The sequence below is a fragment of the Micromonospora sp. NPDC048842 genome, from assembly GCF_040649935.1.
In the GTDB taxonomy this organism is placed as follows: domain Bacteria; phylum Actinomycetota; class Actinomycetes; order Mycobacteriales; family Micromonosporaceae; genus Micromonospora; species Micromonospora hortensis.
Window position 1 is genome coordinate 179,371 of sequence record NZ_JBEZGK010000005.1, and the last position, 26,265, is coordinate 205,635.

Annotated in this window: 20 protein-coding genes; 8 read left to right on the plus strand and 12 right to left on the minus strand. The window is 70.4% G+C overall.

The genetic code is table 11. The features are described from left to right. Positions 1–82: 82 nt before the first annotated feature. From AB0C19_RS09640 to AB0C19_RS09660, 5 genes are all read left to right on the plus strand, one after another. Positions 83–1,261, plus strand: a complete 1,179-nt coding sequence (locus AB0C19_RS09640) for an alcohol dehydrogenase catalytic domain-containing protein (protein WP_357182053.1) — start codon at positions 83–85, stop codon at positions 1,259–1,261. 545 nt (positions 1,262–1,806) lie between these two features. After that, on the plus strand, positions 1,807–3,354 hold the full coding sequence (mmsA, locus tag AB0C19_RS09645) for a multiple monosaccharide ABC transporter ATP-binding protein (protein ID WP_357182056.1): 1,548 nt from the start codon (positions 1,807–1,809) through the stop codon (positions 3,352–3,354). Then, on the plus strand, positions 3,351–4,649 hold the full coding sequence (mmsB, locus tag AB0C19_RS09650; RefSeq protein ID WP_357182059.1) for a multiple monosaccharide ABC transporter permease: 1,299 nt from the start codon (positions 3,351–3,353) through the stop codon (positions 4,647–4,649). The genes mmsA and mmsB overlap by 4 nt, the downstream gene beginning before the upstream one ends. Before the next feature lie 52 nt (positions 4,650–4,701). Beyond that, positions 4,702–5,805, plus strand: a complete 1,104-nt coding sequence (locus AB0C19_RS09655; RefSeq protein WP_327032033.1) for a sugar-binding protein — start codon at positions 4,702–4,704, stop codon at positions 5,803–5,805. A gap of 112 nt (positions 5,806–5,917) precedes the next feature. Beyond that, positions 5,918–7,252 carry an ROK family transcriptional regulator gene (locus AB0C19_RS09660; RefSeq protein ID WP_357182063.1) on the plus strand — a complete coding sequence of 445 codons (1,335 nt, stop codon included), beginning with the start codon at positions 5,918–5,920 and terminating at the stop codon, positions 7,250–7,252. A 552-nt stretch (positions 7,253–7,804) separates the two neighbouring features. Here AB0C19_RS09660 and AB0C19_RS09665 read toward each other — a convergent pair. Next, positions 7,805–8,221: a hypothetical protein gene (locus AB0C19_RS09665; RefSeq protein ID WP_357182066.1), complete on the minus strand. Its 417-nt coding sequence runs from the start codon at positions 8,219–8,221 to the stop codon at positions 7,805–7,807. Between the two features lie 345 nt (positions 8,222–8,566). On the opposite strand from AB0C19_RS09665, the gene AB0C19_RS09670 reads away from it, so the two are divergent. Next, entirely contained in the window at positions 8,567–9,655 is a 1,089-nt protein-coding gene (locus tag AB0C19_RS09670; RefSeq protein WP_357182069.1) for a crosslink repair DNA glycosylase YcaQ family protein, read from the plus strand. A 46-nt stretch (positions 9,656–9,701) separates the two neighbouring features. Here the strand turns inward: AB0C19_RS09670 and AB0C19_RS09675 are convergent, their stop codons facing one another. The 3 genes from AB0C19_RS09675 to AB0C19_RS09685 are packed head-to-tail and all read right to left on the minus strand — an operon-like array spanning position 9,702 to position 12,006. After that, complete coding sequence (locus tag AB0C19_RS09675; protein WP_357182073.1) at positions 9,702–10,691, minus strand: transporter; 990 nt, start codon at positions 10,689–10,691, stop codon at positions 9,702–9,704. Further along, positions 10,688–11,578, minus strand: coding sequence for an ABC transporter ATP-binding protein (locus tag AB0C19_RS09680; protein ID WP_357182407.1), 891 nt, complete (start codon positions 11,576–11,578; stop codon positions 10,688–10,690). The genes AB0C19_RS09675 and AB0C19_RS09680 overlap by 4 nt, the downstream gene beginning before the upstream one ends. 20 nt (positions 11,579–11,598) lie before the next feature. Continuing rightward, entirely contained in the window at positions 11,599–12,006 is a 408-nt protein-coding gene (locus AB0C19_RS09685; RefSeq protein ID WP_357182076.1) for a GntR family transcriptional regulator, read from the minus strand. A 268-nt stretch (positions 12,007–12,274) separates the two neighbouring features. Here AB0C19_RS09685 and AB0C19_RS09690 point away from each other — a divergent pair, with 268 nt between their 5' ends. Continuing rightward, positions 12,275–13,543 (plus strand): Nramp family divalent metal transporter, encoded by a 1,269-nt coding sequence (locus AB0C19_RS09690; RefSeq protein WP_357182079.1) that lies wholly within the window; start codon positions 12,275–12,277, stop codon positions 13,541–13,543. A gap of 132 nt (positions 13,544–13,675) precedes the next feature. Here the strand turns inward: AB0C19_RS09690 and AB0C19_RS09695 are convergent, their stop codons facing one another. The 7 genes from AB0C19_RS09695 to AB0C19_RS09725 form a co-directional block, all read right to left on the minus strand. Beyond that, the gene (locus tag AB0C19_RS09695) at positions 13,676–13,948 is read right to left on the minus strand and encodes a hypothetical protein (protein WP_357182082.1); all 273 of its coding nucleotides are present in this window, start codon (positions 13,946–13,948) and stop codon (positions 13,676–13,678) included. Positions 13,949–14,124: 176 nt separating this feature from the next. Further along, on the minus strand, positions 14,125–16,428 hold the full coding sequence (locus AB0C19_RS09700; protein WP_357182085.1) for a M64 family metallopeptidase: 2,304 nt from the start codon (positions 16,426–16,428) through the stop codon (positions 14,125–14,127). A gap of 160 nt (positions 16,429–16,588) precedes the next feature. Then, a complete protein-coding gene (locus AB0C19_RS09705; RefSeq protein WP_357182087.1) occupies positions 16,589–19,423 on the minus strand; it encodes a hypothetical protein in 2,835 nt (944 codons plus the stop codon). Continuing rightward, on the minus strand, positions 19,420–20,532 hold the full coding sequence (locus tag AB0C19_RS09710; RefSeq protein ID WP_091401268.1) for an AAA family ATPase: 1,113 nt from the start codon (positions 20,530–20,532) through the stop codon (positions 19,420–19,422). Before AB0C19_RS09710 ends, AB0C19_RS09705 begins: the two co-directional genes overlap by 4 nt. 14 nt (positions 20,533–20,546) lie before the next feature. Beyond that, entirely contained in the window at positions 20,547–21,887 is a 1,341-nt protein-coding gene (locus AB0C19_RS09715) for a VWA domain-containing protein (protein ID WP_357182090.1), read from the minus strand. Next, a complete protein-coding gene (locus tag AB0C19_RS09720; protein ID WP_357182093.1) occupies positions 21,884–23,275 on the minus strand; it encodes a hypothetical protein in 1,392 nt (463 codons plus the stop codon). The genes AB0C19_RS09715 and AB0C19_RS09720 overlap by 4 nt, the downstream gene beginning before the upstream one ends. After that, positions 23,275–23,742, minus strand: coding sequence for a hypothetical protein (locus AB0C19_RS09725; RefSeq protein WP_266305190.1), 468 nt, complete (start codon positions 23,740–23,742; stop codon positions 23,275–23,277). The genes AB0C19_RS09720 and AB0C19_RS09725 overlap by 1 nt, the downstream gene beginning before the upstream one ends. A 342-nt stretch (positions 23,743–24,084) precedes the next feature. On the opposite strand from AB0C19_RS09725, the gene AB0C19_RS09730 reads away from it, so the two are divergent. Further along, positions 24,085–25,194 (plus strand): ricin-type beta-trefoil lectin domain protein, encoded by a 1,110-nt coding sequence (locus tag AB0C19_RS09730; protein ID WP_357182095.1) that lies wholly within the window; start codon positions 24,085–24,087, stop codon positions 25,192–25,194. Positions 25,195–25,258: 64 nt separating this feature from the next. Here the strand turns inward: AB0C19_RS09730 and AB0C19_RS09735 are convergent, their stop codons facing one another. Next, positions 25,259–26,218, minus strand: a complete 960-nt coding sequence (locus AB0C19_RS09735; RefSeq protein WP_357182097.1) for a hypothetical protein — start codon at positions 26,216–26,218, stop codon at positions 25,259–25,261. Positions 26,219–26,265: the final 47 nt, after the last annotated feature.

A 26,265-nucleotide genomic window follows, 5' to 3' on the forward strand; every position in this document is an offset into this window, starting at 1 on the left:
CCGCCGGCTGCGGGGTCGGACAGGCATGAAGGGCCCGGTCGGGGGAAGACCGGCCGTTCCACCGCCGAACAGGAGAGCCGGGATGAGAGCCGTCGTCTACGCGGACGTCCGGACGGTCGCGGTGCGGGAGGTGCCCGACGCGACACTGGAGGCGGAGACCGACGCGCTCGTGCGGGTCACCTCCACCGCCCTGTGCGGCACCGACCTGCACATGTACGACGGACGGACCAGCGCCGAGCCCGGCCTGGTGCTCGGTCACGAACCGCTTGGCATCGTGCAGGAGGTGGGCGCCGCGGTGCAGACCGTCCGGCCGGGCACCCGGGTGGTGATCCCCACGCACCTGTTCTGCGGGACGTGTGTGATGTGTGGCCGCGGGCTCTCGGCGGCCTGTCTGCGGGCCCGGGCCGAGGGGCCGGGCGCGGCGTACGGGTACGCGGGAATGGGTCCGTACCGGGGTGCGCAGGCCGACCTGCTGCGGGTGCCGTGGGCCGACGCCAACTGCGTACCCCTGCCGGGCGAGCCGGGGGACGCGTACGAGGACGACTTCGTGCTGCTGGCCGACGCGTTCGTCACCGGGTGGCACGCCGCCGCCACCCTCGCCGAGGTCGGGCCCGGTGACACTGTGGCGGTGTTCGGCGCCGGCGCCGTCGGCCTGCTCGGCGCCCACGCGGCGCTGCTCCGCGGCGCCCGGGTGGTGTACTCCGTCGACGGGGTCGACGCCCGACTCGACAAGGCCGGCGAGATCGGTGCCGTGCCGATCGACTTCCGCCGGGGCGACCCGGTCGAGCAGATCCGCGCCGACCGGGCCCGGACCGGGCTGCCGCTCGGCGAGGAGAAACTGGGCGGGGTCGACAAGGTCATCGACGCGGTCGGGTTCCAGGCCCGCGATCGGGAGCACCCCGACCGGGAGCGTCCGAACCAGGTCATCGCCGACGCGGCCCGGTTGGTCAACGCCGCCGGCGCGATCGCGGTCGCGGGTGTGTACCCGGACCGGGACCCGCACCCCGGGCCCGGTGCGGACGGTCACGAGGACCTGGTCGCGCCCTGGGGGGCGTTGTTCAGCAAGGGGGTCGCCGTCCGGTTCGGTCGCACCCACGACCGCCGCTACACGGTCCTGCTGCGGGACCTGGTCGTCGCGGGCCGGGCTCGGCCCAGTGTGATCGTCACCCACCACGGCACCCTGGTCGACGCCCCCGAGCTGTATCGCCACTTCGACCGGCGGGAGCACGGCGTGATCAAGGCGGTGCTGCACCCGAGCTGACCAGTCGACGCCCCCGGCCTGCGGGTTGCGGTGTGCCGTCACGAACTGCGCGTAAGGGACTTCAGGGCACTGACCCGTCGTCCGGTGCACATCGCTGCGGAATGGTGACCATCGATGCATGCGGCCGTTAGAGGCGTGGGTCACATCAGCCGCCAGAGGCCCGTGGTGCGCCTCGCGTACGGCGCTGGGCTGACGCCCGATTCCCATCACTCGATGGCGTGACGTGTGCGCTGCGTTACCGAATCCACCGTCCCTGAGGCATCTTTCCTGGTGGGAAAGCTGCGGGAATGGCCGGGGTCGATTGGCGCGTTGACGCAGGTGGACGCAGGTGCTGCGGTCAGGCCTGGGGTACCGCGAGGGGCTGTCGTTGCCGCTGTGGCGGACGAACACTGTGCGACATCTATATTACCGGATTGTTACTTTTTCAACAGTCCCTCGCCTTGCGGATGGCCCTTCGGCCGCAATACGTTGCCGTCAACAACAAAACCAAGTGAAGGTTCAACCTTCCGGAGGTAACCGATGACGTTGGCGAGGTGGTACGAGCGATGAGCGACGTGCCCATCCTCCTTGAGATGCGTTCCATCACCAAGGAGTTCCCCGGAGTCAAGGCCCTCTCCGACGTCAACCTGGTGGTTCGCGCCGGCGAGATCCATGCCATCTGCGGCGAGAACGGCGCGGGCAAGTCCACCCTGATGAAGGTGCTCAGCGGGGTGTACCCGCACGGCACCTACGACGGCAAGATCGTCTACCAGGGGTCGGAGACCAAGTTCTCCGACATCCGGGCGAGCGAGAACGCCGGCATCGTGATCATCCACCAGGAACTCGCGCTCATTCCAGGAATGTCGATCGCCGAGAACATCTTCCTCGGCAACGAACCGCGCAAGCGGGGCGCGATCGACTGGAAGGCCGCGAACCGGATGGCGCTTGACCTGATGGCCCGGGTCGGCCTGGAAGAGGACCCGGACACCCTGATCAAGGACATCGGGGTCGGCAAGCAGCAGCTCGTCGAGATCGCGAAGGCGTTCGCCAAGGACGTGAAGCTGCTCATCCTCGACGAGCCCACTGCGGCGCTCAACGAGGCCGACTCCAAGCACCTGCTGGACCTGCTGCGGGGGTTCCGCTCCCGTGGCATCACCTCGATCATGATCTCGCACAAGCTCAACGAGATCGAGGCGATCGCCGACCAGATCACGATCCTGCGCGACGGCCGGACCGTGGAGACCCTCGACGTCAAGGCGGACGGGGTCGACGAGGACCGGATCGTGCGGGGCATGGTCGGCCGCGAGCTGAGCAGCCGGTTCCCGGAACACACGCCGAAGATCGGTGAGATCTTCTTCGAGGTTCGCGACTGGAACGTCCGGCACCCGATCTCCGCCGACCGGCAGGTCTGCAAGAACGAGAGCTTCGTGGTGCGCCGCGGCGAGATCGTCGGCTTCGCCGGTCTCATGGGCGCGGGCCGTACCGAACTCGCGATGAGTGTCTTCGGCCGCTCCTACGGGGTGTTCGAGTCGGGCACGATCATCAAGGACGGCAAGGAGATCGTCTTGAAGTCGGTCGCCGACGCGATCGACAACGGTCTCGCCTACGTCAGCGAGGACCGCAAGGCGATCGGCCTCAACCTGCTCGACGACATCAAGACGTCGACGGTGGCCGCCAAGCTGTCCAAGATCTCGCACCACGGCGTCCTGAACCAGGTCGAGGAGTACCAGGCGGCTGAGGCGTACCGCAAGGAATTGCGGACCAAGGCCCCGACGGTCGACGAGAGCGTCTCGAAGCTCTCCGGCGGCAACCAGCAGAAGGTCGTCCTGGCCAAGTGGATGTTCACCGACCCCGACCTGCTGATCCTCGACGAGCCGACACGCGGCATCGACGTGGGTGCCAAGTACGAGATCTACGGCATCATCCAGCGGCTCGCCGACCAGGGGAAGGGCGTCATCGTCATCTCCTCGGAGCTGCCTGAGCTGATCGGGCTCTGCGACCGCATCTACACCGTGTTCGAAGGCGCCATCACGGGCGAGATCGCCCGGGCGGACGCCACCCCGGAAACCCTCATGAAGCAGATGACCTCTACGAAGAAGATGGCCACACGATGAGCCGATTGAAGGACCTTCAGAAGAACCTGTTCGGAGGAACCACCTCCAACGCTCGCCAGTTTGGAATGATCTTCACTCTGGTGGCGATCGTCCTGATCTTCCAGATCTGGACTGACGGGCTGACCCTGCGGTCGGACAACCTGATCGCGCTGTTCCAGCAGAACTCGTACATCCTGATCCTGGCCATCGGCATGCTCATGGTGATCGTCGCCGGGCATATCGACCTCTCGGTCGGCTCCGTCGCGGCCTTCGCGGGCATCCTGGCGGCGAAGTCGATGGCCGAGTGGGGTCTGCCGTGGCCTGTCGGCATCCTGTTCGGCCTCGCCATCGGTGCGCTCATCGGAGCCTGGCAGGGCTTCTGGGTGGCCTACATGGGGGTGCCGGCGTTCATCGTCACCCTGGCCGGCATGCTGCTGTTCCGCGGTGGCAACCAGTACATCGGCAACGCGCAGGCGATTCCGGTGCCGGAGGGCTTCCGGGAGATCGGCTCCGGCTTCCTGCCCGAGTTCGGGCCGAACACCGGCTACAACAACGCGACGCTGCTGCTCGGTCTGGCCGCGGCGGTGGCCGTGGTGTGGCGCGAGCTCTGGGCCCGCAAGACCCGTCGGGCGATGGACGCCGACCCCACGCCGATGTGGATCTCGGTCCTTCGGATGGCCATCATGGTCGGCGTGATCGCCTTCGCGGCGCTGCGCTTCGCCAGCGGTCGCGTCGGCACCAGCTTCCCGATCTCCGGCATCATCCTGCTGGTCCTGGTCATCGCCTACTCCTTCTACACCCGCAACACGGCCGCTGGCCGGCACATCTACGCGGTGGGCGGCAACTCCCGGGCGGCCGAGCTGTCCGGTGTGAAGCTCAAGCGGGTCAACTTCTTCGTCATGATGAACATGTCCATCCTGGCCGCGCTGGCCGGCATGATCTTCGTGGCTCGCTCGGCGGCCTCCAGTGGCCAGGACGGCATCGGCTGGGAACTGGACGCCATCGCAGCGGTCTTCATCGGTGGAGCTGCCGTCGCTGGTGGTATCGGCACCATCAGCGGCTCGATCGTCGGCGGTCTCGTCATGGCCGTGCTCAACAACGGCCTCCAGCTCCAAGGCGTGGGCACCGACAAGGTTCAGATCATCAAGGGCCTGGTCCTGCTGCTGGCCGTCGCGATCGACGTTTACAACAAGAGCCAGGGGCGCTTCTCCATTGTCGGGAGCCTGATGCGGCCGTTCCGCCGCGAGGACTCCGTCCCACCCGCCTCACCGCCGGACGCGGAGCGCGAGCCCGCCAAGGCAGCGGTGTCCGGCTGACGGCCACCGACCTCTCTACCCGCCTCACCATCTAGAAAGGCAAGTCCTCACCATGCGTAAATTCTTCGGCACGTCGGTGGTGGCCATCAGCGCCGCCGCCATGCTGGCCCTCGCCGGCTGCGGCTCCGGCCGCGACGGCGACAGCGGCTCCGGCGGCGAGGCCGCCAAGGGCTTCGCGGCCAACTCGCTGATCGGCGTGGCCCTGCCGGCCAAGACCTCGGAGAACTGGGTCCTCGCCGGTGACCTGTTCAGCAACGGCCTCAAGGAGGCCGGCTTCCAGGGTGACGTGCAGTACGCCGGCGCGTCGACCACTGTCGCCGACCAGCAGGCCCAGATCACCGCCATGGTGACCAAGGGGGCCAAGGTCATCGTCATCGGCGCGACCGACGCCGCGCAGCTGTCCACCCAGGTCGCGGCGGCCCACGCCGCCGGGGTGAAGGTCATCGCCTACGACCGGCTGATCACCAACACGCCGGACCTCGACTACTACGTCGCGTTCGACAACTTCAAGGTCGGCCAGCTCCAGGGCCAGGCCCTGCTGGACGGCATGAAGGCCAAGAAGCCGAACGGCCCGTACAACATCGAGCTGTTCTCCGGCTCGCCGGACGACAACAACGCCGGTGTCTTCTTCAACGGCGCGATGGACGTGCTCAAGCCGGAGATCGACAAGGGCAACGTGGTCGTCGCCTCCGGTCAGAAGGAGGTCAAGCAGACCGCCATCCAGGGCTGGAAGGCCGAGGGTGCGCAGGCCCGCATGGACCAGCTGCTGACCTCGACGTACGGCAACAAGGAGCTGGACGGCGTTCTCTCCCCGAACGACACCCTGGCCCGCGCCATCCTGACCTCGGTCAAGGGCGCCGGCAAGCCGACCCCGATCGTCACCGGTCAGGACTCCGAGGTCGAGTCGGTCAAGTCGATCGTCAAGGGTGAGCAGTACATGACGATCAACAAGGACACCCGCAACCTGGTGAAGGAGACCATCAACATGGTCAAGGCTCTCCAGGCCGGTGACAAGCCGCAGGTGAACGACACCAAGTCCTACAACAACGGCAGCAAGGTCGTCGACACGTTCCTGCTCCCGCCGGTCGCCGTCACCAAGGCGAACGTGGTGGAGGCGTACGCCAGCGACCCGAAGCTCGCGCCGCTCACCAAGTAATCACCGCACGGTAGGTAGTAACGACGATGGGTCCCGGGTCTCCTCTACCGGGACCCATCGTCGTCCCTGCACCCCCGCACCAACCGGCACCGACCCGGAAGGAGGTCTGACCGTGGCGACACCAGTACGGGCCAGGCCAGCCGGCGTCGGCCGCAACGCCGAGTCCCCGCTGCCGCCGGTCCCCGGCGCCAGCCAGGAGGAGATCCGGCGGCAGAACCTCGGCGCTGTACTGCGCTACGTCCACCTGCACGGACCGACGTCCCGCGCCGAGCTGACCAGCAGGCTCGGCCTCAACCGAAGCACCATCGGTGCCCTCGCGGCCGACCTGGTCACCAGCGGCCTGGTCACCGAGGAGGCGCCGACCACAGCCCGCCGCGCCGGCCGTCCCTCGCTGGTGGTCAGCCCTCGCTCCGACCGGGTCTACACACAGGCGTTGAGCATCGACGCGGACCGGCTGCGTGCCGCACGGGTCGGCCTCGGCGGGCAGATCCTCGACCTGCGGGAGATCCCCCGACCCAGCGGCATGTCGGCGATCGACGCCGTCGGGCCCCTCGCCGACCTGGTCCGCGACATGGAACGCTCGGTGGCCGGTGACGCGCTGCTTGTCGGCGGCGCCGCTGCGGTCACCGACACCACCCGCGACCCGGACGGCAGGATCCGGATCGCCAGCATCGACGAGACGCTCGGCGCCGCCCTGGAGGCGGAGTTCAGCGCCGGCCCCGGTTTCGTCGCCGGTGACCTGGCCGACATCGCCGGCCTCGCCGAGCACGTCCGGGGCGTCGCGGCCGGCATCGACGACGTCATCTACCTGCACGGGGACCTGGGCATCAGCGCCGGCATCATCGTCGGTGGCCGCCTGGTGATCGGCCACCGGGGTCACAGCGGCAAGGTCGGCCACATGGTCGTGAACCCCAACGGCCTGCCCTGCGGCTGCGGATCACGCGGCTGCTGGGAGACCGAGATCTCCGAAGCCGCGCTGTTGCGGCACGCCGGCCGTGACCCGAGCGACCGCGCGGCGGTGGCCGAGGTGCTGCGCGCGGCGGCGGACGGCGACCCCACCGCCCGCGCGGCCGTCGAGCAGGTGGCGGACTGGCTCGGCTTCGGCGTGGCGAACCTGGTCAACGTGGTCAACCCGGACGCCGTGGTGTTCGGTGGCTCGCTGCGCGACATCTTCACCGCCGGTGCGGACGTGGTCCGGGACCGACTGGACACGATGCCACTGCCCGCCTCCCGCGAGCACCTGCGGTTGCGCGCGGCGGCACTTGGCCGCGACGCGGTCCTGATCGGTGCCGCCGAGTTGGCGTTCGACAAACTGCTGGCCGATCCGCTGAACGTCGGCGTGGCGGGCCAGGTGCGAACAGATGAGCCGGACGTGGTCCGCAGTAGTGCGCCGCCGAGCCAAGGAACTGGCACGGGCACAGGACGGAACTGTTTTTCGGAGGCATAACGCCTCCGGTGACGGCCCAGCACCCACTCGTACACGTTATACGAGCGGCTTTTCGCGAACCACGCCGCTTTACCTCACGCTGGTGCTTCCTTCCTCTGCGCGGGAGAACGCCTACAGCCCATTCACCTCGCGGGATCGCCGAGTGGTTCACGAGTGAAAGGGCCGTCGCCGCAGTTCGAAAATCGAACGCGAGATCGTGATTGTGTCCGTCCGATGTCCGGAGCAGTCCCGGAGTGCCCAGTCGTCGATGAGGCGCCGATATCAAGAGTTGTTTGTTGGTCGGGTGCGCGTCGGGCCCGCTCGGGGCGGGCCGAGACTGCGGCGCAATTCTCGGCCAGCGACACGAGTTACCATTGCGAAGCGCCGCTCGTGCCGTGAACTGTAATCGGGAGTGAGCGATTGAGCCGCCGAGACGACGACGTCTCGAACGGCCGGGCGGTTCTGTTGGATGTGCCAGTCCGCCCCGGAGTGGGCGACATAAGAGACCGCTCGTCCCGAAACTGCGGCTGGTCGCCGCGCGATGGTGTCCGCGCGGCGACCAGCGGTGAGGCGCTAAGCCTCCACGGCACCTTCAAACCCGTTTCTGCAGGACCAGCCGAGCCCGACGAGGCTTAGACCCACGCTGACCCAGCCAACCGGTGTGAACGCCAGAGTCAGCCCCACGAGGGCACCCGCAACAGCGCAATCCACGGAAATCACCACGCCGGGAATGCCTCGCTGCCATTCAGCGTAATGATTCCGGTAGTCGAGATGCGCGACCTGGTTGCCGTTGATGTACCGGTCGATCCAACCATTGCACCGATAGTAATCGGTGGTCCACAAGAAACTGACTCCGTTTGTGCCAATGCAATAGGAGGTGTACTGCCCGGTCGGATCCGCACCGGCCGGTGCTGGTTGACTCGCGACCCCCCCGATCGCCACGGTCAGTGTGATCAGCATAGCCAGCATAGCTTGTTGGAATTTTCTCATCCCCGCGCTCCCTTGCGTCGGCTCTTGGATCATTCCGGCTAATGACGAATCTCACTGTACCGCCGTCCCGACGAATCCGTCATCACTGCCGAGGCCAATCGCCCGACCCAACTCCGGCATTACCGCTGGTCATGTGGGTAATGCAATTTTCTCAAATTTTGGCGTCCTGCACGCTTCGCGACCCCAGAGCGTGTCGGGAATGCCTCTCTTGTCATGAAATTCTGCGGAGTTGCCGCTGCCCGGCGGGACTTCCGCGGCCAGGTCTCGGGGCCCGGACCCGGCCCGGATGGCGATCCAACTCTCTGGGTCCGCTCGTTGTCGGTGGTCGCCGTTAGGCTCGCCGGCGTGGGTGTGCACCGACTCGATCGGGCCCAGGCGCGGCGGATCGCCATCCGGGCCCAGCTGCTGGCCGCTCCGCGTCCGACCGACCTGCTGACCGTGGTCCGCCAGCTGACCCTGGTGCAGATCGACCCGACCGCCGCCGTCGCCCCCAGCGCCGACCTCGTCTGCTGGAGCCGGCTCGGCTCGTCGTACCAGCCCACCCAGATGCGCGAGGCCCTCGAACAACACCGGACGCTCTTCGAGCACCAGGCGATGGTGCGACCGATGGACGACCTGGGGCTCTTCCTCGCGGCGATGGCGGCGTCGCCCGGTCACGAGCGCCACCGCGAGTGGCTGCGCGCCAACGACTCGTTCCGGCGGGACGTGCTCGACCTGCTCGGCCGTTCCGGTCCGCTGCTCTCCCGCGACATCCCGGACACGAGCGCCGTGCCGTGGCCGTCGTCGGGCTGGACAAACAACCGCAACGTCACCCAGATGCTGGAGTTCCTGGTCCTGGGCGGCGAGGCCGCGATCGCCGGGCGTCAGGGCCGACAGCGGCTCTGGGACGTGGCCGAGCGGGTCTACCCAGCCGGCACACCCGTCGTCGAGCTGGAGCAGGCGCGCCGACTCCGTAACGAGCGACGGCTGCGGGCGCTGGGCATCGCTCGGGCGAAGGCGGTGGTCGTGCCCGGCGAGCCGGCCGAGGTCGGCGACGCCGGCGAGCCCGCGGTGATCGAGGGCGTCGCGGGGGAGTGGCGGGTGGACCAGGCCGCGCTCGGGCAGCCCTTCACCGGGCGTACGGCGCTGCTGTCGCCGTTCGACCGGCTGGTGCACGACCGGGTCCGCCTCGCGGACCTCTTCGAGTACGAGTACGTGCTGGAGATGTACAAGCCCAGGGCAAGTCGACGGTGGGGCTACTTCGCGTTGCCGATCCTGCACGGTGATCGGCTGGTCGGAAAGGTGGACGCCACGGCCGAGCGTCGGCGCGGCACGCTCACCGTGCACGCCGTTCACGAGGACGTGCCCTTCACCCCGGAGGTGACCCGGGCCGTGCACGAGGAGCTGCACGACCTTGCGTCCTGGCTCACGCTGACCGTCGAGCGCCCGCGCTGACGGATGCTCGCCGAGGCCCCCGCGCCCCGACGAGCACCCGTCCTGCCTAGGCGATGCGGCGAACCCGACGCACAGCCAGGTAGACCAACAGCAGGGCGAGGGCGACGAAGATGCCCGTCTCGATGCCCTGGAACAGCCAGAACCGATCCGCCGGCTGGTACAGCTCCCAGTTGTACGCGCCCGGCTTGAGGCCCAGTTCGGCGCCGCAGGCACGGCCGTCCGGGCCCTTGCCACCCGGCGGGCACTGGATCCGGGTGTCCTCCGCCACCATCGCCCCGTCGGCGTTACGGATGCCCACGGAGAGGACCCAGTCGCCCCGGTTCCCCTCCGGTATCCCGCCCCCGTCGATCGGGAATGTCTGGGTGCGGGCCGGCTGGTAGTGCGGTCGGGCCAGGACGGCGATTGCCGCCCGAACGCCGATGAACCCGGCGAGGGTGATGCCCATGGCAGGCAGCATCCGTTTCCACACGGTGCCGGCGAAGATGCCGAGCGCCACGGCGAAGAGGGTGTAACCGATCGGGACGACACCCTGCAGGTCGAAGACGATCAGACCGAACCGGCCCTCGCGCGCGGTCTGGGTGAGCGGCTCGACCCACCAGGACATGCCCAGCCCGTAGCCGACCGCGAGGACCAGCACGCCCGCGCCGACCAGGCCGAACTTCACAAGGGCCCACCGGTTCCGGCCGACACCCTGGGTCCAGACGAACCGGTGCGTGCCCTGCTCGACCTCGCGGGCGACCAGCGGGGCTCCCCAGAACAGACCGACAAGCACCGGCAGGGTGATCAGGAGTACGGCCAGCAGGTTGAGGTTGCCGTACTGGTTGGTGAAGCGGTGGAAGCCCGCATCGCACGTCTCGCGGGTCGTCTGCGCCACATCGGCACGGGCGAGCTGGTTGACGCAGTCCGTCAGCCCAAGGTCGGCGAAGGTGTTCCGCATCGACAAACCGATCGGCACCAGCACGGCGGCCAGCACCGCGAACCCCAGCAGGGTGTAGAGCGCCTGCTTGCGGTGTTGCCGCCAGGTCAACCAGATCATGCCGCTACCCCCCACTCGCTGTGATTGGTCTTCGTGGTGCCGTCGGCCAGATAGGCCAGCACGACGTCCTCCAGGCTGACCTCGCGGACCGTCCAGGCCGGATCGGTGACCGGCCCGTCGGTGCGGACCAGCAACGTGGACTGCCGATCGGTGTGGCTGGCCCGGACCACTGCGGCGACGCCCCCGATTGCGCCGCCGTCGTGGCGCGGCCCGACGAGTTGCCGGTGCTCGGCGACTAGGTCGTCGACCGCGCCGGTGAGCTGCACCTGGGAGGCGTTGAGCACGATCAGGTAGTCGCAGACCCGTTCCAGGTCGGCCAGCAGGTGCGAGGAGAGCAGGACTGTGGTGCCCGACTCCGCGACGCTGCCCATCAACGACTGGAGGAACTCCCGTCGAGCCAATGGGTCGAGGCTGGCGACCGGTTCGTCGAGCAGCAGCAGCCGCGGCTGCTTCGCCAGTGCCAGGGCAAGCGCCACCTGGGCCCGTTGACCGCCGGAGAGCTTGCCGACCGGCTTGTCCGGCGGGATGCCGAGCTGTGCCAGCCGCTGGCGGGCCAACGCCGCGTCCCACCGCTTGTTCAGCTTGCCGCCGGCGACGACCAACTCGGACGCCGTGAAGTCCCGGTACAGCGGGGTGTCCTGGGCGACGAAGCCGATGTCGGCCAGGCCCTCCGTGTCACCGTAGGGGGACCGGCCGAACACCCGGACCGCGCCCGCGTCGGGCTTGAGCAGCCCGACGGCCAGGTGCAACAGCGTGCTCTTGCCCGCGCCGTTCGGCCCGACCAACGCGGCGATCCGGCCGGCCGGCAGATGCAGCGAGCAGTCCCGTAACGCCCAGGTGCTGCCGTACCGCTTGCCGAGCCGGTCTGCTTCCAAGACCATGTCCATCCGTTGTCCTCTCGTTCCGCTCATGCGTTCTCCTTGTGCGGGGCGTCGTCGGCGAGGGTGGCGCGCAGCGTCGTCTCCACCAGGGCGATGACGTCCTCGGCCGTGAGGCCGGCAACTTGCGCCCGGTGCAGCCAGGCGACCAGGTCGTCGCGTAGCTCGGCCTGGTTGGGCAGCGACGCGCTGGCCAGGGTGCGCTGGACGAACGTGCCCACCCCGGGTCGGCCGCCGACCAGACCCTCGATCTCCAACTCCCGGTACGCCTTCAGCACCGTGTTCGGGTTGATCGCCAGGGATTGCGCGACGTCCCGGACCTTCGGCAACTGGTCGCCCGGTGTCAGCAGGCCAACTCGCAGCGCCTGTTTCACCTGCTGCACGAGCTGCATGTAGGTGTTCACCTTCGACCGGCTGTCCAGTACGAACTCGATCACTCCCGATGATCCTTCCTGTTGTCCTACGACAGTAGGACTAATAGACAGCTTCATCGGTGACCCACCCGCTGTCAAGCCCGCTGCGGCAGGTTCTGTCCGGGCACGGCGCGTCACGGCCGGCGCGCCGCGTGCTGTCCGGCTGGCGCAGCAGGTCCTGCCCGGCGCGGCGGGCGGAGCCCGTTGGCACCGGCAGGCCACCGGTTGGCACCCAAGGGTCAGCCCGACGGGAAGGGACCGGCAGCGATCCGCGTGGACGGGGAGGTGTTCGATGGTCACCAACGAACTGACGACGTCGAGGGCGACTCCACTGCAGGCCGCTCGCGCCCGGGGCCGCGTACGCGGGCGGTTGATCCTGCTCGGCCCGGCGTTCGTCGCCGCCGTCGCCTACGTCGACCCCGGTAACTTCGCCACCAACTCCGCCGCCGGTGCCCGCTACGGCTACCTGCTGGTCTGGGTCGTGGTGGTGGCCAACCTGATGGCGATGCTGGTGCAGACGCTCACCGCGAAGCTGGGTCTGGCCACCGGGCGCAGCCTTCCCGAGCTGTGCCGGGAACGCCTACCCCGGCCGGTGAACCGGGTGATGTGGGTCCAGGCCGAGTTGGTCGCCATGGCCACCGACCTGGCCGAGGTGATCGGTGGCGCGGTCGCCCTGTACCTGCTCTTCGGCATCCCTCTGCTGCCCGGCGGGATCATCATCGGCACCGCCGCGTTCGCCGTGCTCGCCCTGCGCTCACGCGGGTACCGCGCCTTCGAGGTCGCCATCGCCGTCCTGCTCGGGGTGATCGTGCTGGCCTTCGCCGCCAACCTGCTCGCCTCCGGCTCCGATCCCGGCTCGGCCATGGCCGGCATGGTGCCGCGCCTACAGGGCACTGACAGCGTGCTGTTGGCCGCCGGCATCCTCGGCGCGACAGTCATGCCGCACGTCATCTACGTGCACTCCGCGCTCACCCGCGACCGCATTCCCGCCGCCGACGACACCGAGCGTCGGATCCTGTTCCGCGGCCAGCGCACCGACGTGCTGCTCGCCCTGAGCGCGGCCGGCGCGGTCAACCTCGCCATGCTGCTGATCGCCGCGGCCAGCTTCCGGGGCGGCGGTCCGGGCGGTGCGGACAGCCTGGAAGGGGTGCACGCCGGGCTCGGCCAGACCATCGGGACCGCCGCCGCGTTCGGCTTCGCCGTCGCCCTGCTGGTCTCGGGGCTCGCCTCCACGAGCGTCGGGACCTACGCCGGAGAGGTGATCATGCAGGGTTTCCTGCGTCGGCGGGTACCGCTGCTGCTGCGTCGGCTGGTCACCCTGCTGCCCGCCCTGGCAGTGCTCGCCATCGGCCTCGACCCGACCCGGGCGCTCGTGCTGTCGCAGGTCATCCTCAGCTTCGGCATCCCGTTCGCGCTGATCCCGGTGGTCGCCTTCACCCGCCGACGTGACCTGATGGGCAACCTGGTCAACCACCCGCTCACCACCGCCGCCGCGTCAGTGGTGGCAGTGCTGGTGGTCGCGCTCAACGCGTTCCTCCTCTGGCAGGTCGTCGCCGGTTGAGCCGGCCGGTCGGCGTCGCCGGTTGAGCCGGCTGGTTGGCGTCGCCGGTTGAGCCGGCTGGTTGGCGTCGCCGGTTGAGCCGGCCGGTCGGCGTCGCCGGTTGAGCCGGCTGGGCCAGCGGGGCGGGTGTGATCAGGTGCGACGCCCCTCGTCGCGGGCCGGGATCTCCTGGCGCTGTTCGAGGGCGTCCGCCGGGTTGGCGTCGGCAGGCAGCGACGTCACCTCCTCGAGCGTGCCCGCCGGGAAGGCGCCCTGCTCGGCCAGGTCGGCCTCGGACGCCTCCGGGTCCACGTCACCCGACACCCGGTCCGGCGGCCCGACGTCGAACGCGTCCTGTCGTTGTTCCAGGGCATCCGCCTCCGGCGGAGGGAACGTGTTGCCCTGTTCATCCCGGTATGTGCTCATCGGAGCCTCCCACCCGGCGGGTGTCGACATGCCGCCGGGCCGCTGCCTACCCGCCACCGCCGCAGTCAGGCCGCCACGCCGGTCAAGATCTGGGCAGTTTCCGGGAAGGTGCTGCCTCCGCAGCGGTGGAGGCAGCACCTTCCCGGTAGTTGCGCGGATCTAGAGAGGGTCTGGCGTCACGCCCGGCGGCAGTGGCCCGCTGCCGGATTCCGTACCGTGGTGGGCGTCCCCAGGTCGACCGGCATCGGGCCGCCCGAGCAGGCCAACATGCCCACCTGGCCGCCGGCGAGGATGGGCGCCGACGCCGTACCGGTTATCGTCAGCCGCCCGGCCATCCGCGCCCCCACGATCGTGACGTGGTCGGTGGTGCCGGTCAGCGCCACCGCGCCGCGTACCTCGGTGTTCAGCACCTCGACGGCGGTGGCGCGGGACGCCGTCAGGTTTCCGGCGATCGAGGAGCCCTGGGCGACCAGGGCGGCGCCCGGCGAGACGGTGACCGGGCCGGTCACGGTGGCCGCGCGCAGACAGGTGACACCGGCGGTGACGGCCAGCGGGCCGGCGTATTGGCCAGTGACCACCGTGGTGCAGGCCGGTGGTGGCGGGATCAGCGTGGCCACGAACGCGCGGGCCGGCCCGATGTTGCCGACGGCGTCGATACCCCGGTACTCGACGCGGTGCCGGCCGTACCCGGGAGACCGCTCGGCGAACGGGGACACGGAGAGGCCGCCCGAGCCGAGGTTGCCGTAGACCAGGCCGTCCACGTCGGTGCCGGTGGCGGAGAACAGGAACGGCGATCGGGCGTCGGTAGGCCAACCGTAGTAGTTGTGCCACCCGTCGCCGTCGAGCCGGAACTCCGAGGTGACCTGGCCGGCGCCGTCGTCGGTGCCGGTCAACCCCATGGTGAACGGGCCGTTGTACACGTACTCGGTGGGTCGGCCGGGCCGGGTGACGGCGAGCAGCGGCTCGGAGAGGGCGTACGCCACCTCCGGCCGCGTCGCGTCGACCGTCCAGGTGCGGGTCACCGCCCTCCCGGTGCCCGGATCGGTGACCCGGGCGGTCAGCCGGTGGGTACCCCGCGACAGGCGCAGGGTGCTCAGGTCCACGTCCCGGTCGGTGCCGGTGTCGGCCACCGGCCGGGCGTCGAGCGTCCAGCGCACGCGTGGCACCCGATCGGTGGGCTGGTTGGTCTCCACGTACACCACGTCCTGCGCGCCGACCGGCCGGTCGGTAGCGGTGGAGGCGGTGATCGCCAGCGGCGACGCCACCGCCGGGGTACGCAGCGCGGTGTCCACGGTCCAGGTGCGGGTCCGGGTCAGCGCCGGTGAGCTGCGGATCGCCGGGTCGCGGACGAACTCCGTCGGGTCGGTCACCGTGGCGGTCACCGTGTGCCGGCCGGGGGAGAGCCGTGGTTTCCGCAGGTCCAGGTGGCGGGCGTTGCCGGTGCGCGGCACCGCAGTGCCGTCCACCGACCACGTCACTGTCAGCGCGTGGCTCACCGGGTGCAGGGTGTCCACCCAGAGCAGTCGGTCCACGCCAACCGCTTGATCGGTGGCCGTGCCGCCCTGCACGATGCCGACCCGGGCGGCGATCCGTTCGGTCATCCGCTCCCGTCCGACCTGGTCGAAGTAGAAGCCCAGCGACTTCATCATCGAGTGCCGGCTCGGTCGCCACACGCCACGCTGGAGGTACAGGCCGCCCTCGTAGCGGCCGATCGTCCCGCCCGACTCGCTCGGCTCACCCAGCCAGCGCCACCACTTGGCCCGGGTGTCGCGCATCTGCTCCTCGGTCAGCACTGTGTGGTGCACCGAGTCCGGTTCGGACCCGCTGTAGGTGTCGCCCGGCACCCCACGGCCGTAGTAGTCGTACTCGTCCTGCAAGCCACCGAGCGAGTGCCCCAGCTCGTGCGGGCTGATCAGCGCGGAGAGCGCGTTGCCGCCGGAGGCGGTGGCGTTGCTGCCGCCGGCCCCGCCGTAGGTGCCGCTGTTGGCCAGCGCGATCAACTGCCGGTTGCCGGGGTTGGTGCCGACGGCCAGGTCGGCGTACTCGTTCGCGGCGGTGCCGTCGACGGTGAGCAGGCGTTGCACGCTCGCCGGGTTGCAACCACCCCAGAAGCCCATGCCCAGCGCTGTGTCGCGTCGCGGCGCGGACAGGCCGGGGTCGCAGTCCACCCCGGACTCCGCCGAGACGATCTCCACCGCGTAGACGTTGAAGTAGCTGCGGTAGGACTTGAACGGCTCGATCGTCCACAGGGTGTTGAGGTGCCGGTCCACGTGTGCTCGGAAGGTGGGCAGGTCGGCCTCGGTGTAACCGTCGCCCAGCAGCACCAGGTTGAACCGCGTCGTCGGGGCACCGGTGACCTGGATCGGCACCACTGTGGCGCTGGCCACCGGCACGGCGGCCGGTGTGGCGGCGGCCGGCGTGGCGACCGCCAGTCCCGCCGCGACGAGCGCCGCGACACACAACCCCGCTCTGATCCGCACTCTGCGCCCCTTCCATCGCCGGTCGGCCTGTCGGCGCCGGGTGCCGGACCCGGCGGTGGCGCCGTCGTCCGGGCCTGCCGTGACAGTGGACATCTCGGACCGTACCGGTCTGCGCACCAACAGGTAACCCTCGGCGGTCTTCGATCGACGTCGGGGCCGGTCACACCCCAAGGAGTGCGGCCACCGCCGCGGCGGTGTCGGGGTGCCCGTTCAGCAGGGCTGACATCGCGGATCGGTCAGTGGGCGGATCGGGCAACTGTTGCCACCCGCCCGGGCAGCCGAGCAGCGCGGCGACAGCGTCGACCGGCTCCGGATGGGCGGCGAGCAGCGTACCGACCGATCGCTGCGGCGCGGCGACGGTGAGCGTCCGGTCGGGTGACGAGGGTGCCACCCACGGCGGCACCCAGGAATCCAACTCGGGCAGCGCGGTCGGGAAGGTGCGCCCCGCCTCGCGGACCAGCAGCGGGACCAGCTCCGGCCCCTGATCCCGCAGGGTCGAGATCAGGGTGGGCAGCCAGGGCAGCAGGACCGGGTCGGGCAGCCGGGCGAAGGCGTTCGACATCGTCTCGACGACGAACGGCGCCAGCCCGGGCACCGGCTCCAGCGCGTGCACGAAGCCGGCCAGATACTGCGGGAAGGCGGGCAGCACCAGCGGATTGGCCAGCAGTTCGGCGCACCGGGCCCGCAGTTCGGCCAGCGGCAGCAGCCCGAGCTGGTGCTGACCCGCCCAGAGTAGGGCGACTTTCGGCGGCGCCGTCGGGTGCGCCTGTGCCACCGCCAGCTCCAACTGCGACCGGTCGCAACCCAGCGACAGGGCGAGGCCTTCCATGGAGAACAGGAAGCCGAGCATCGCGGCGACCTGCCGTACCTCCGTCTCCTCGGCGGCGATGGCGGTCGGCAGCAGGGTGCAGTAGTGGGCGTATCCGGTGGTCACGAACGCCTCGCACCAGGCGGGCAGGGTCGGCGAGGTGGCCCGGTAGTGGGCCAGCAGGCGACGGACGCGGCGAAGGACGTCCGGGGCGTCGTCGACGGTGCGCTCGGCGGCGAGCAGGTCGACCGCCCGGGCGCCCAACTCGTCGACCAGCCGTGGGCTGTCGAGCAGCCGGATGGCGTCCTCGACGGCGGTGAGCGCACCGGCGGCGGTGGCGGCGGGGCCGCGTACCGCCCGGCGCAGCCGCTGCTCCAGGACCTGCTCGACGGTCACCCCCTCGTAGCCCAGCTCGATCAGCGCGCGCTGGTTGCGGCCGAGTGCCAGGTCCCAGCTCTCCTGGATCGAGCGGTGCCCGAGCCGACGCTCACCCATGATCGGACGGACCGCGTCCGGGGGCAGCAGGTGCCGAAGGATCCACAGAAGGTCCGAGCAGCGGGCCAGCTCCGGCTGGCCGGCCAGATCCAGCAGCGCCCGCTGGACGGTTCGCTTCTCCAGGGCCAGGCCGAGCGGCTGAAGCCGGTCGAGCACGTCGCGGGCCAACGGCGGAAGGGCGTCGTAGCCGACCTGACCGAGCCGGTCGCCGCCCAGCAGGATCTCGCAGAGCCGCCGGACGTCGCGCCGGCCCGGCACCACGTCCTTCTCGATGCAGGTGACAGCCGCGTCGGCGAAGTCGTAGGGGGTGGGTCGGGCCCGGTTGCGCAGCCCGGCCAGCAGAACCGAGGTCTCGAAGACGGCGATCGCGTCGGCGGTGCTGGCCAGGTACCCGTTACGCCGGGCCAACCGGACGATGTCGACGCACCAGCCGCGCAGCTCCGCCTCGTCCAGGCCGTTCAGGTCGGGCGGCGCGGCGAGGAAGCCGGTGAGCCGGTCGCTGACCGGCCCGGCGGCCTGAGAAGGTGCCGCTGGGGCCTGGCCCTGCCGCCTCCGGGTGGTCGAGGTGCGCTGGCCGTCGAGCCGGTACGGGGACAGCCCGTGCCTGCTCACCGCCTTCGTCCAGGTCGCTGCCGCGATCGACACAGAGCCGGGCGCCAGGCCGAACTGCGTTTCGATAGCGGAATGGCTGGACGGGATGAGCCCGTACCGCCAGCGGGTACCGGTGCGCGGGGTGATCTCGAAATCGTCGGCCGTGGCGCCCAACCCGAACTGCTCGACCCGGCTGGCGGCATGGAACGCGCCACAGACATAGAGGCAGTCGGTCGGATCGACACCGGAGGTGGCCAGGTGCTGACGCATCCGCGTCCACATGTACCGCTCGCGGTCCTCGTCACGGTCCAGCCGGTCGGAGCCGGCCGGGCGTAGCCGCCGGAACAGGCTGCCGATCAGCACCATCACCTGCCGGTAGGTGTCGTGGTCGGCGTCAGCCAGCGGGCGTTCGATGTACTGGTCCCACCACTCCGACCAGTGCCGCACCTTGCCGTGGTGCAGCAGGTACGCCTCCAACTCCGCGAACCGGGGCCGCAGGTCACCGATCTCCACCCCGACGGCGTCGCCGTGCAGCGCGGACTCCTCGCCCGTGACCGCAGCCGTCGCCACGTCCCCGCCTTCGGCAGCCGGGCCCGCGTCGGAGGCCGGCTGGGCCCTCGGTGACCACTGGAAGACGTGGTCGGTGGAGCGGTCCACCAGGACCAGCTCCACGCCCGGGGTCTCCAGCGCGTACGCGATGGCCTGGTATTCCGCCGACGCCTCGGTTACCGGCGCGACGACGCTGAGCGGCCCCCAGTCGGCGGGGAAGCCGGACAGCTCCGAGGCGAACGCCTGCACCGCTACCGGGAGGCGGCAGTTGCGCAGCTCCCCGAGCAGGGGCTGGAGGTCCTCGCACAACTCGAGGTAGATCACCCGGGGTTGCTTGGCCCGCAGCCGGCGCACCATGGCGAGCGCGGAGGCCGGCGAGTGGTGGCAGACCGGGAATATCTCCAGCCGCTCGCCGAGTGCGCGGTCGACGTCCTCGACCATCCCGGAGAGGATCGCGCCGAGCGCGTCGGGGCTGCCCGCGAACGCGGCGGCCGCGTCGGTGAGCTGCTCGCGCAGCGCGCCGAAGGCACCGGCGACGGTGGGTGCGGTCACGACAGGGACGCGATCGCCTGGCGACCGCCGTCGAGGAAGCCCGCCCACCCGTCGTCGTCCTTGCGTGCCCGCGGCTCGACCACACCGTGCAGGTACTTGTTGAGGATCGCCAGGTCCTCCGGGCTGCGGCGGGCCAGCGAGCCGACCAGCGACCCGGCGAGGGTCGCGGCGCGCAGTGTGCGGTCGCCGAAGAATTGGCTGTGCAGGATGGCGTCCTCCAGAACACCGATCTGCTCAGCGGTGGACAGCGCCGATTCCAGCTTCTCGTCGTCACTGGTCGCCGAGGCGGCGCCGGCTCGCAGGTCGGCGAAGCTCTGCAACAGGATGTCCAGCAGGGTGGGCGGCACATCCAGCTCGATACGGTGCCGGCGCAGCAGCTCCTCGGTGCGGAAACGGACGATCTCGGCCTCGCTGCGCTTGTTTGTCACCACCGGTATGCGGACGAAGTTGAACCGTCGCTTGAGCGCCGAGGAGAGGTCGTTGACGCCCCGGTCGCGGCTGTTCGCCGTCGCGATGATCGAGAAGCCGGGCTGGGCGAAGACGATGTTGTCCTGGTCCAGTTCGGGGATGGCGACGTACTTCTCGGACAGGATCGAGATCAGCGCGTCCTGGACGTCGCTGGTGGAGCGGGTCAGCTCCTCGAAGCGGCCGACCACGCCGCGCTCCATCGCCGTCATGATCGGTGACGGGATCATCGACTCCCGGGACTGCCCCTTGGCGATCACCATGGACACGTTCCACGAGTACTTGATGTGGTCCTCGGTAGTGCCGGCGGTGCCCTGCACGACCAGGGTCGAGTTGCGGCAGATCGCGGCGGCCAGCAGCTCGGCCAGCCAACTCTTGCCGGTGCCGGGGTCGCCGATCAGCAGCAGCCCACGATCCGAGGCAAGGGTGACGATGGCGCGTTCGACGAAACTGCGGTCGCCGAACCACTTCTGCGGGATCTCCCGGGACAGGCCGTCGGCCCGTTCCGAGCCGAGGACGAACAGCCGGACCATGCGCGGGCTCAGGCGCCACGAGAACGGCTTCGGGCCGGTGTCGACCGACTCGAGGAAATCCAGCTCGTCGGCGTACGTGACCTCGGCGGGGGCGCGCAGCATCTCGGACATGAGGGATGGGTCTCCTAGGTGAGGAAGTTCTTCAGCTCGACGACGAGCTTGCGGATGTGGCCGGAGATGACCGGGGTGCCCTGGTCTTTGAGGCGCTGCCGAAACCAGGGGTTGACGCTCTGTTGCCCGGAACTGCTGACCGAGCCGACCGGGATGACCCGTGCACCGGAGCGGTGGACGGCCTGCAGACCGTCGAAGACCGCCTGGTTGTTTGCCTCGTAGAAGTCGGAGATCCACACCAGCACCGTGTTCTTCGGCTCGGCGATCTTCGGCCGTGCCAGCGCCAGCGCTGCCGTGCCGTCGGTGCCGCCCCCCAACCGGGTACGCAGCAACACCTCGAACGGGTCGTGCACCCACGGGGTGAGATCCAGTGCCCGGGTGTCGTAGGCCACCAGATGCACGTCCACCTTCGGCAGCCCGGCGAAGATCGACGCGAGGATCGTGCAGTTGACCATCGAGTCGACCATGGAGCCGGACTGGTCGACCACGACGATGAGCCGAGCCGGGGTGGTGCGCCGGGCGGTGTGTCGGTAGTAGAGCCGATCGACGTAGAGTCGCTCGTCCTCCGGGCTCCAGTTGGTCAGGTTCTGCCAGATGGTGCGGTCGAGGTCCAGGTTGCGGAACACCCGCTTGGGTGGCACCGAGCGGTCCAGGGCCCCCACACTGGTCTGCTGCACCTGCGTCCGGAGCGCTTCGGCGACCTCGTCGACGAAGCGCCGGATCAGCGACTTGGCGTTGGCCAGGGCCACTCCGGAGAGGTTGGCCTTGTCGCGTAGCAGTTGCTCGATCAGTGACATGCTCGGGGTCAGCCTGCTGGCCAGCGCCGGGTTCGCCAACACCTCCCGCAGGTGCATCCGCCGGACCAGGTCGCCCTCCAGCCCTCCCAGGGTGGCAGCCAGTTCGCCGCCCTGGCGGCGTAGGTCGCCGGGCTCGCACCCGAGGGCCTGCTCGAACCAGCCGGCGTCGGACTGCCAACGGGCCAGTTGGGTGGCGCTGACCGGACCAGAGCCGGTGGCGAAGACGTTGAGCAGCACCTTCGACACCAGCGCGGCCCGGCGTACCTCGGCCGCACCGGGACGGTAGGCCGGCCCGTCGTCGTCCGGCTGGGCGCCGTCGGGGGTGAGCAGCCCGCGTAGCTCGGCGGTGAGCGCCGGGAAGCGTTGCACGATGGTGTCCACCGAGACCGCCGGGTCCAGCAGTGCGGCCGGCAGATCGAGGTCGTCGACCACGGCCATGCTCGCCGACTCCAGGCTGGGTTGCTCGTCTCTGTCGAACAGGCGGGACAGCAATCGCCAGTAGAGAACCTGGCGGCGATTGGCGTCAGCGAGCCCGCTGGTGGGGATGGGCGCGTTCATCGGCGCAGCAACCGTCCCGCGCGCTCGCGCAACACGGCCACGGCGTCGCCCGTCCGGGCCTCCTCCTTGGCGATCTTCGGATCCGTGACGCCGCACGCCCAGTCGCCGTTGTGCGCCTGCACGACCCGCCGCTTCACAGTGGTGGACACGGCCAACGGCTGGAGCTGCCACTGACAGTCGTCCCAGCGCAGCAGGCCCAGCATGGCCGACGCGGCGCCGAGCAGGTCGGCGTTGAGCGGACCGGCGGCCGGCAACCGGTCGACGGCCAGCGAAATCCGTTCGCCGTCCACCTCGACGGCGAGCCCGCCGTCGTCGTCGCGCACCGGGGCGCCCTCGATGAGGACCGGCTCGGCGATGCTCGCCGGGTGCCGGTCCAGCGGAGCGGTCGCTGCCGTACTCGCCGCGGGCAACACCACCCGGGCGGTGGCGAACGGGTCGGCAGGCTCGTCGAGCCGGACCCGATCGTCTGCCCAGCCCAGGTCGCCGCCGTGCAGCGGCAGGTCGGTAACTGTCAGCGCCCGCCGCTCGGCCAACGCGGTGAGTAGCGTCGGGTGCCCCGACAGCAGTCGCCAGACCGCCGGACCGATGATGGTGTCCACCTTCGCGGCGGCGACCGCGGCGCGCACCAACCGCGTCGGCCCGCCGCCTGCCGGTTCCAGGATGGCGTGCAACTGGACCTGCACTGCCGTGTCGTGGGTGTGCACGTCCACGCCGAGCGGCAGCAGCCGCCCGGACACCAGTGGCGCTTCCTCGGGCGGCGGCACGCCCTCGGTGAGCAGCACGCCGCGGGCCCAGAGATCGGCCCACCGGCGGGCCGGCACCTCGGTCATGGTGGCGATCGGCACGCAGGCCCGCAGCTCCGCGGCGAAACCGTCGAGCAGCACCGCGATGCGGCGAAGCTCCGGAACGGCCAGTGTCGCCTCGATCACTGTGGCGGCGGCGGAGAGTAGCTCGTCGTCGACGCCGTGCCAGCCGGTGACCGCCACCTCGTGCCACCACGCCCGCGCCCCGGCCAGGGCGGACGGCGTCTCGGCGGGCCGGACGCCCGGCGCCGTCCATGGTGACCGGGCCCGGCCCAGCGCGGTGTCGAGCTGCCCGAGCAGGGCGTCGTGCGCCGCGCCGAACAACGCCGAACGCGCCCCGGCGAGCGCGGCGATGTGCTCCGGGGTGACCGATCCGGCGATGACCGCGTCGACCGCGGCGGCCACCGGGTCGGCGAGCGGGGTGCCGGCCAGCGCGCTGGCGAACGCGGCAAGCGCCGTCGCGCCGCGCTCGCCGACCCGGCCGAAGCCGCCCGCGAGCGCGTCGTCGAAGCCGGCGACCACCTCGAGCGTGTCGACCAACCCGGCCGGAACCTCGCGCAGCTGTGCGACCTGGACGCCGCGCATCAGCGGCCCGCCCCGGTGGCCGGGAACCAGTGCAGCTCGGGCAGCGTGGCCGTACTGCCCGGCAGCTCCAGATAGGACAGGTGGCGCAGGAAGCGACTGAACACCACCGCCGCCGAGGCCGGCTCGGGTTGGCCGTTCAGCCGGGCCAGCAGGTCGGTGCCGCCGGACACCCCGTCGCCGACGTCGACCCGGAGGTAACGGGCGACCCGGTCGACACCGTATTGGAGCAGAGCCTCATCGGTGAGCGCCTGCAGGTGCTTGCACGGGGCGCCGCGCAGACCGCCGCAGGGCCGGTTGTTGTTGGTGCTGCACTGGTACGCGTGGGTGCCGGCGGCGACCGACGAGACGTAGACCCGCTCGACGTCCGACCCGCTGGAGACAACGCCCTGCAACCGTCCGTCGGCAAGCTCGACGAAGGGCACCTTGGTCAGCTTGCGAGGCCGTGCGGGTGGCACCACCGCCAGCACGCTGCGCCGTCGCCATCCGGCGCTGTCGGCGTCCGTCACGTCACGCCCTCCCACCATCGAATCCCCAGGGTGATGCGCATGTCGGCCCCTCCCGGCGCCGCTGCGACGACACGATCATGGACCACGGGTACGACAGGTTCGGCGGCGGTGCCCGACGCAGCGCGGACCCGTGGACCGCTCGGCGCAGCCAGCTCGGCGTTCGGCTCGCGCCAGTGCCGGGGTCGACCCAGCCAGGCCAATGCATCGCTCATCATCTATGGACTTGTCCGGGCGTGGTCGTCGTTTTCGGCGGACGGCGTACCACCGACGGTCCCGGGCTACCTTCGAGGAGAGGGATCAACAATGCGATGGAACGCACGACGGGCCGCCGCCGGGGCCTTCGGGCTCGTCCTCGGCGCCGCGCTGGCACTAACCCAGGTCGCACCCGCTCAGGCCGAGTCGAACGGTGGCGTACGCGTGATGCCACTCGGTGACTCGATCACCGACGGGTTCAACGTGCCCGGCGGGTACCGGATCAACCTGTGGCAGCGGCTGGCTGGCGGCGGCTACACGGTCGACTTCGTCGGTTCCGGGTTCAACGGGCCGGCCAGCCTCGGTGACCACGACCACGAGGGCCACTCCGGTTGGCGCATCGACCAGCTCGACGCCAACATCGTCACCTGGTTGCGGGCCACCGATCCGCGTACTGTGCTGCTGCACATCGGCACCAACGACGTGAACCAGAACTACAACCTCGCCACCGCTCCGGCCCGGCTCTCCGGTCTCATCGACAAGATCAGGTCGACGGCTCCGGAGGCGGACGTCTTCGTCGCCACCATCACTCCGGAGTCCGACCCGAACCTGGAGGCGCGGGTGCAGGCGTACAACGCGGCGATCCCCGGAATCGTGGCGCAGAAGGGCAGCCGGGTGCACCTCGTCGACATGCACGCCGCGCTCACCACCGCCGACCTCGCCGACGGCGTCCACCCCAACGGCGGCGGGTACGACAAGATGGCGGCCCGCTGGTACGCCGCGCTGCAGTCGGTGCCCGGCAGCCTGGTCCCGACGGGCGGGCCGCCGGTGGGCGCCGCCGTCGGCCTGGTCAACAGCGCCTCCGGACGTTGCCTGGACGTGAACGGCGCCAGCACCACCGCCGGCGCCGCCACGATCATCTGGGACTGTCACGGGGGAACCAACCAGCGTTGGACCCGTACGACCGCCGGGGAGCTTCGGGTCTACGGCGACCGGTGCCTGGACGTGAACGGCGGAGCGAGCGCCGACGGCACGAGGGTGCAGATCTGGACCTGCAACGGCACCGCCGCGCAGCGCTTCACGTTCCGCACCGACGGCTCGATCGTGCTCACCTCGGCCGGCAAGTGCGTCAACGTGACCTCCGCCGGCACTGCCAACGGCACTACCACGCAGCTCTGGCCCTGCAACGGCACCGGCGCACAGCGCTGGTCCGTCCGCTGACTGACCGCCCGGGCCGGTTCACGTCGTACCCCGACGGGGCCGGCCCCGGGCGGACCGTGACAGGTCAGTCGGCCGTCGCCTCGGGGGCGGTGTGCCGGCGGGTTCCGGCGGCCAGCCCCAGCGCCAGCAGCACGCACACCGCGCCGACCAGGAAGAGCAGCGACGCGGCCGGCTGGCCCAGCCACTCCCAGTACGGGTGCCAGGCCGGGTGTGGCTCGCCGAGGTGATGGTGCAGCAGTTGCGGTGCGGCCAGCGGCACCGGCAGCCACCACAGCACCGTTGCCACACCGATCAGGCCGTTCACAGTGCCGCGGCTGCGGCGTCCCTCGGTGCGTCGGCTGACCCAGCCGAAGACCAGCCAACCGGCCACCGCGCCCAGCACAGTGCCGAGCACTCCGGCGGGGACCACAAGGGACGGCGGCGCGCGGTGCAGCTCGACCGAGAGGTAACTGGCGTCGACTGCCGTCTGCGAGGAGATCGAGGCGTTCAGGATGGTGTCGCCACGTCGGGCGGTCAGCGCGGTGTCGGCGACCGCCCGCGGGGTGGCGCACATCTTGTCCGCGCAGCTCACGCGATCGGACACCTGTGGGTCGTACACCCGCCAGCCGGAGCCGGTCAGGCGCTCCCGGGCCACCGTGACGATCTGTTCGGCGGGCACCGGTGGCGCGCCGAGGGCGCCCGCGCCGGTGGCGCTCTCCTGATACTCGCCGCCGTCACCGAACACCAGGGTCTTGACGGTCCCCAGGCGCAGCGCGTGCCCGTAGACGACGAAGAGCGCCGGTGGGGTGTCGATCTCGCCGAGGTCGTGGCCGGGAAAGGTCTCGGTGAGGATGGCGGCGGCCTCGGCGCGGTCGGGTTGCGGTCGGGACGTCTCCCAGGCGGCCCGGCTGGCCAGCGCGCCGGCGAAGAGGCCGCAGACGACCGCGGCGAGCGGCACCCACGCGACGGCGGCGCGACCGGCCGGGCGGCCGAGGCGGCGCAGCAGCCGCCGTCCGAACCGGGTGGCCGGCGCGGTGTCGCTCACGGACATGTCCACCCCCCGGGTTGAAGATCAGGCGGAGCGACAGTACA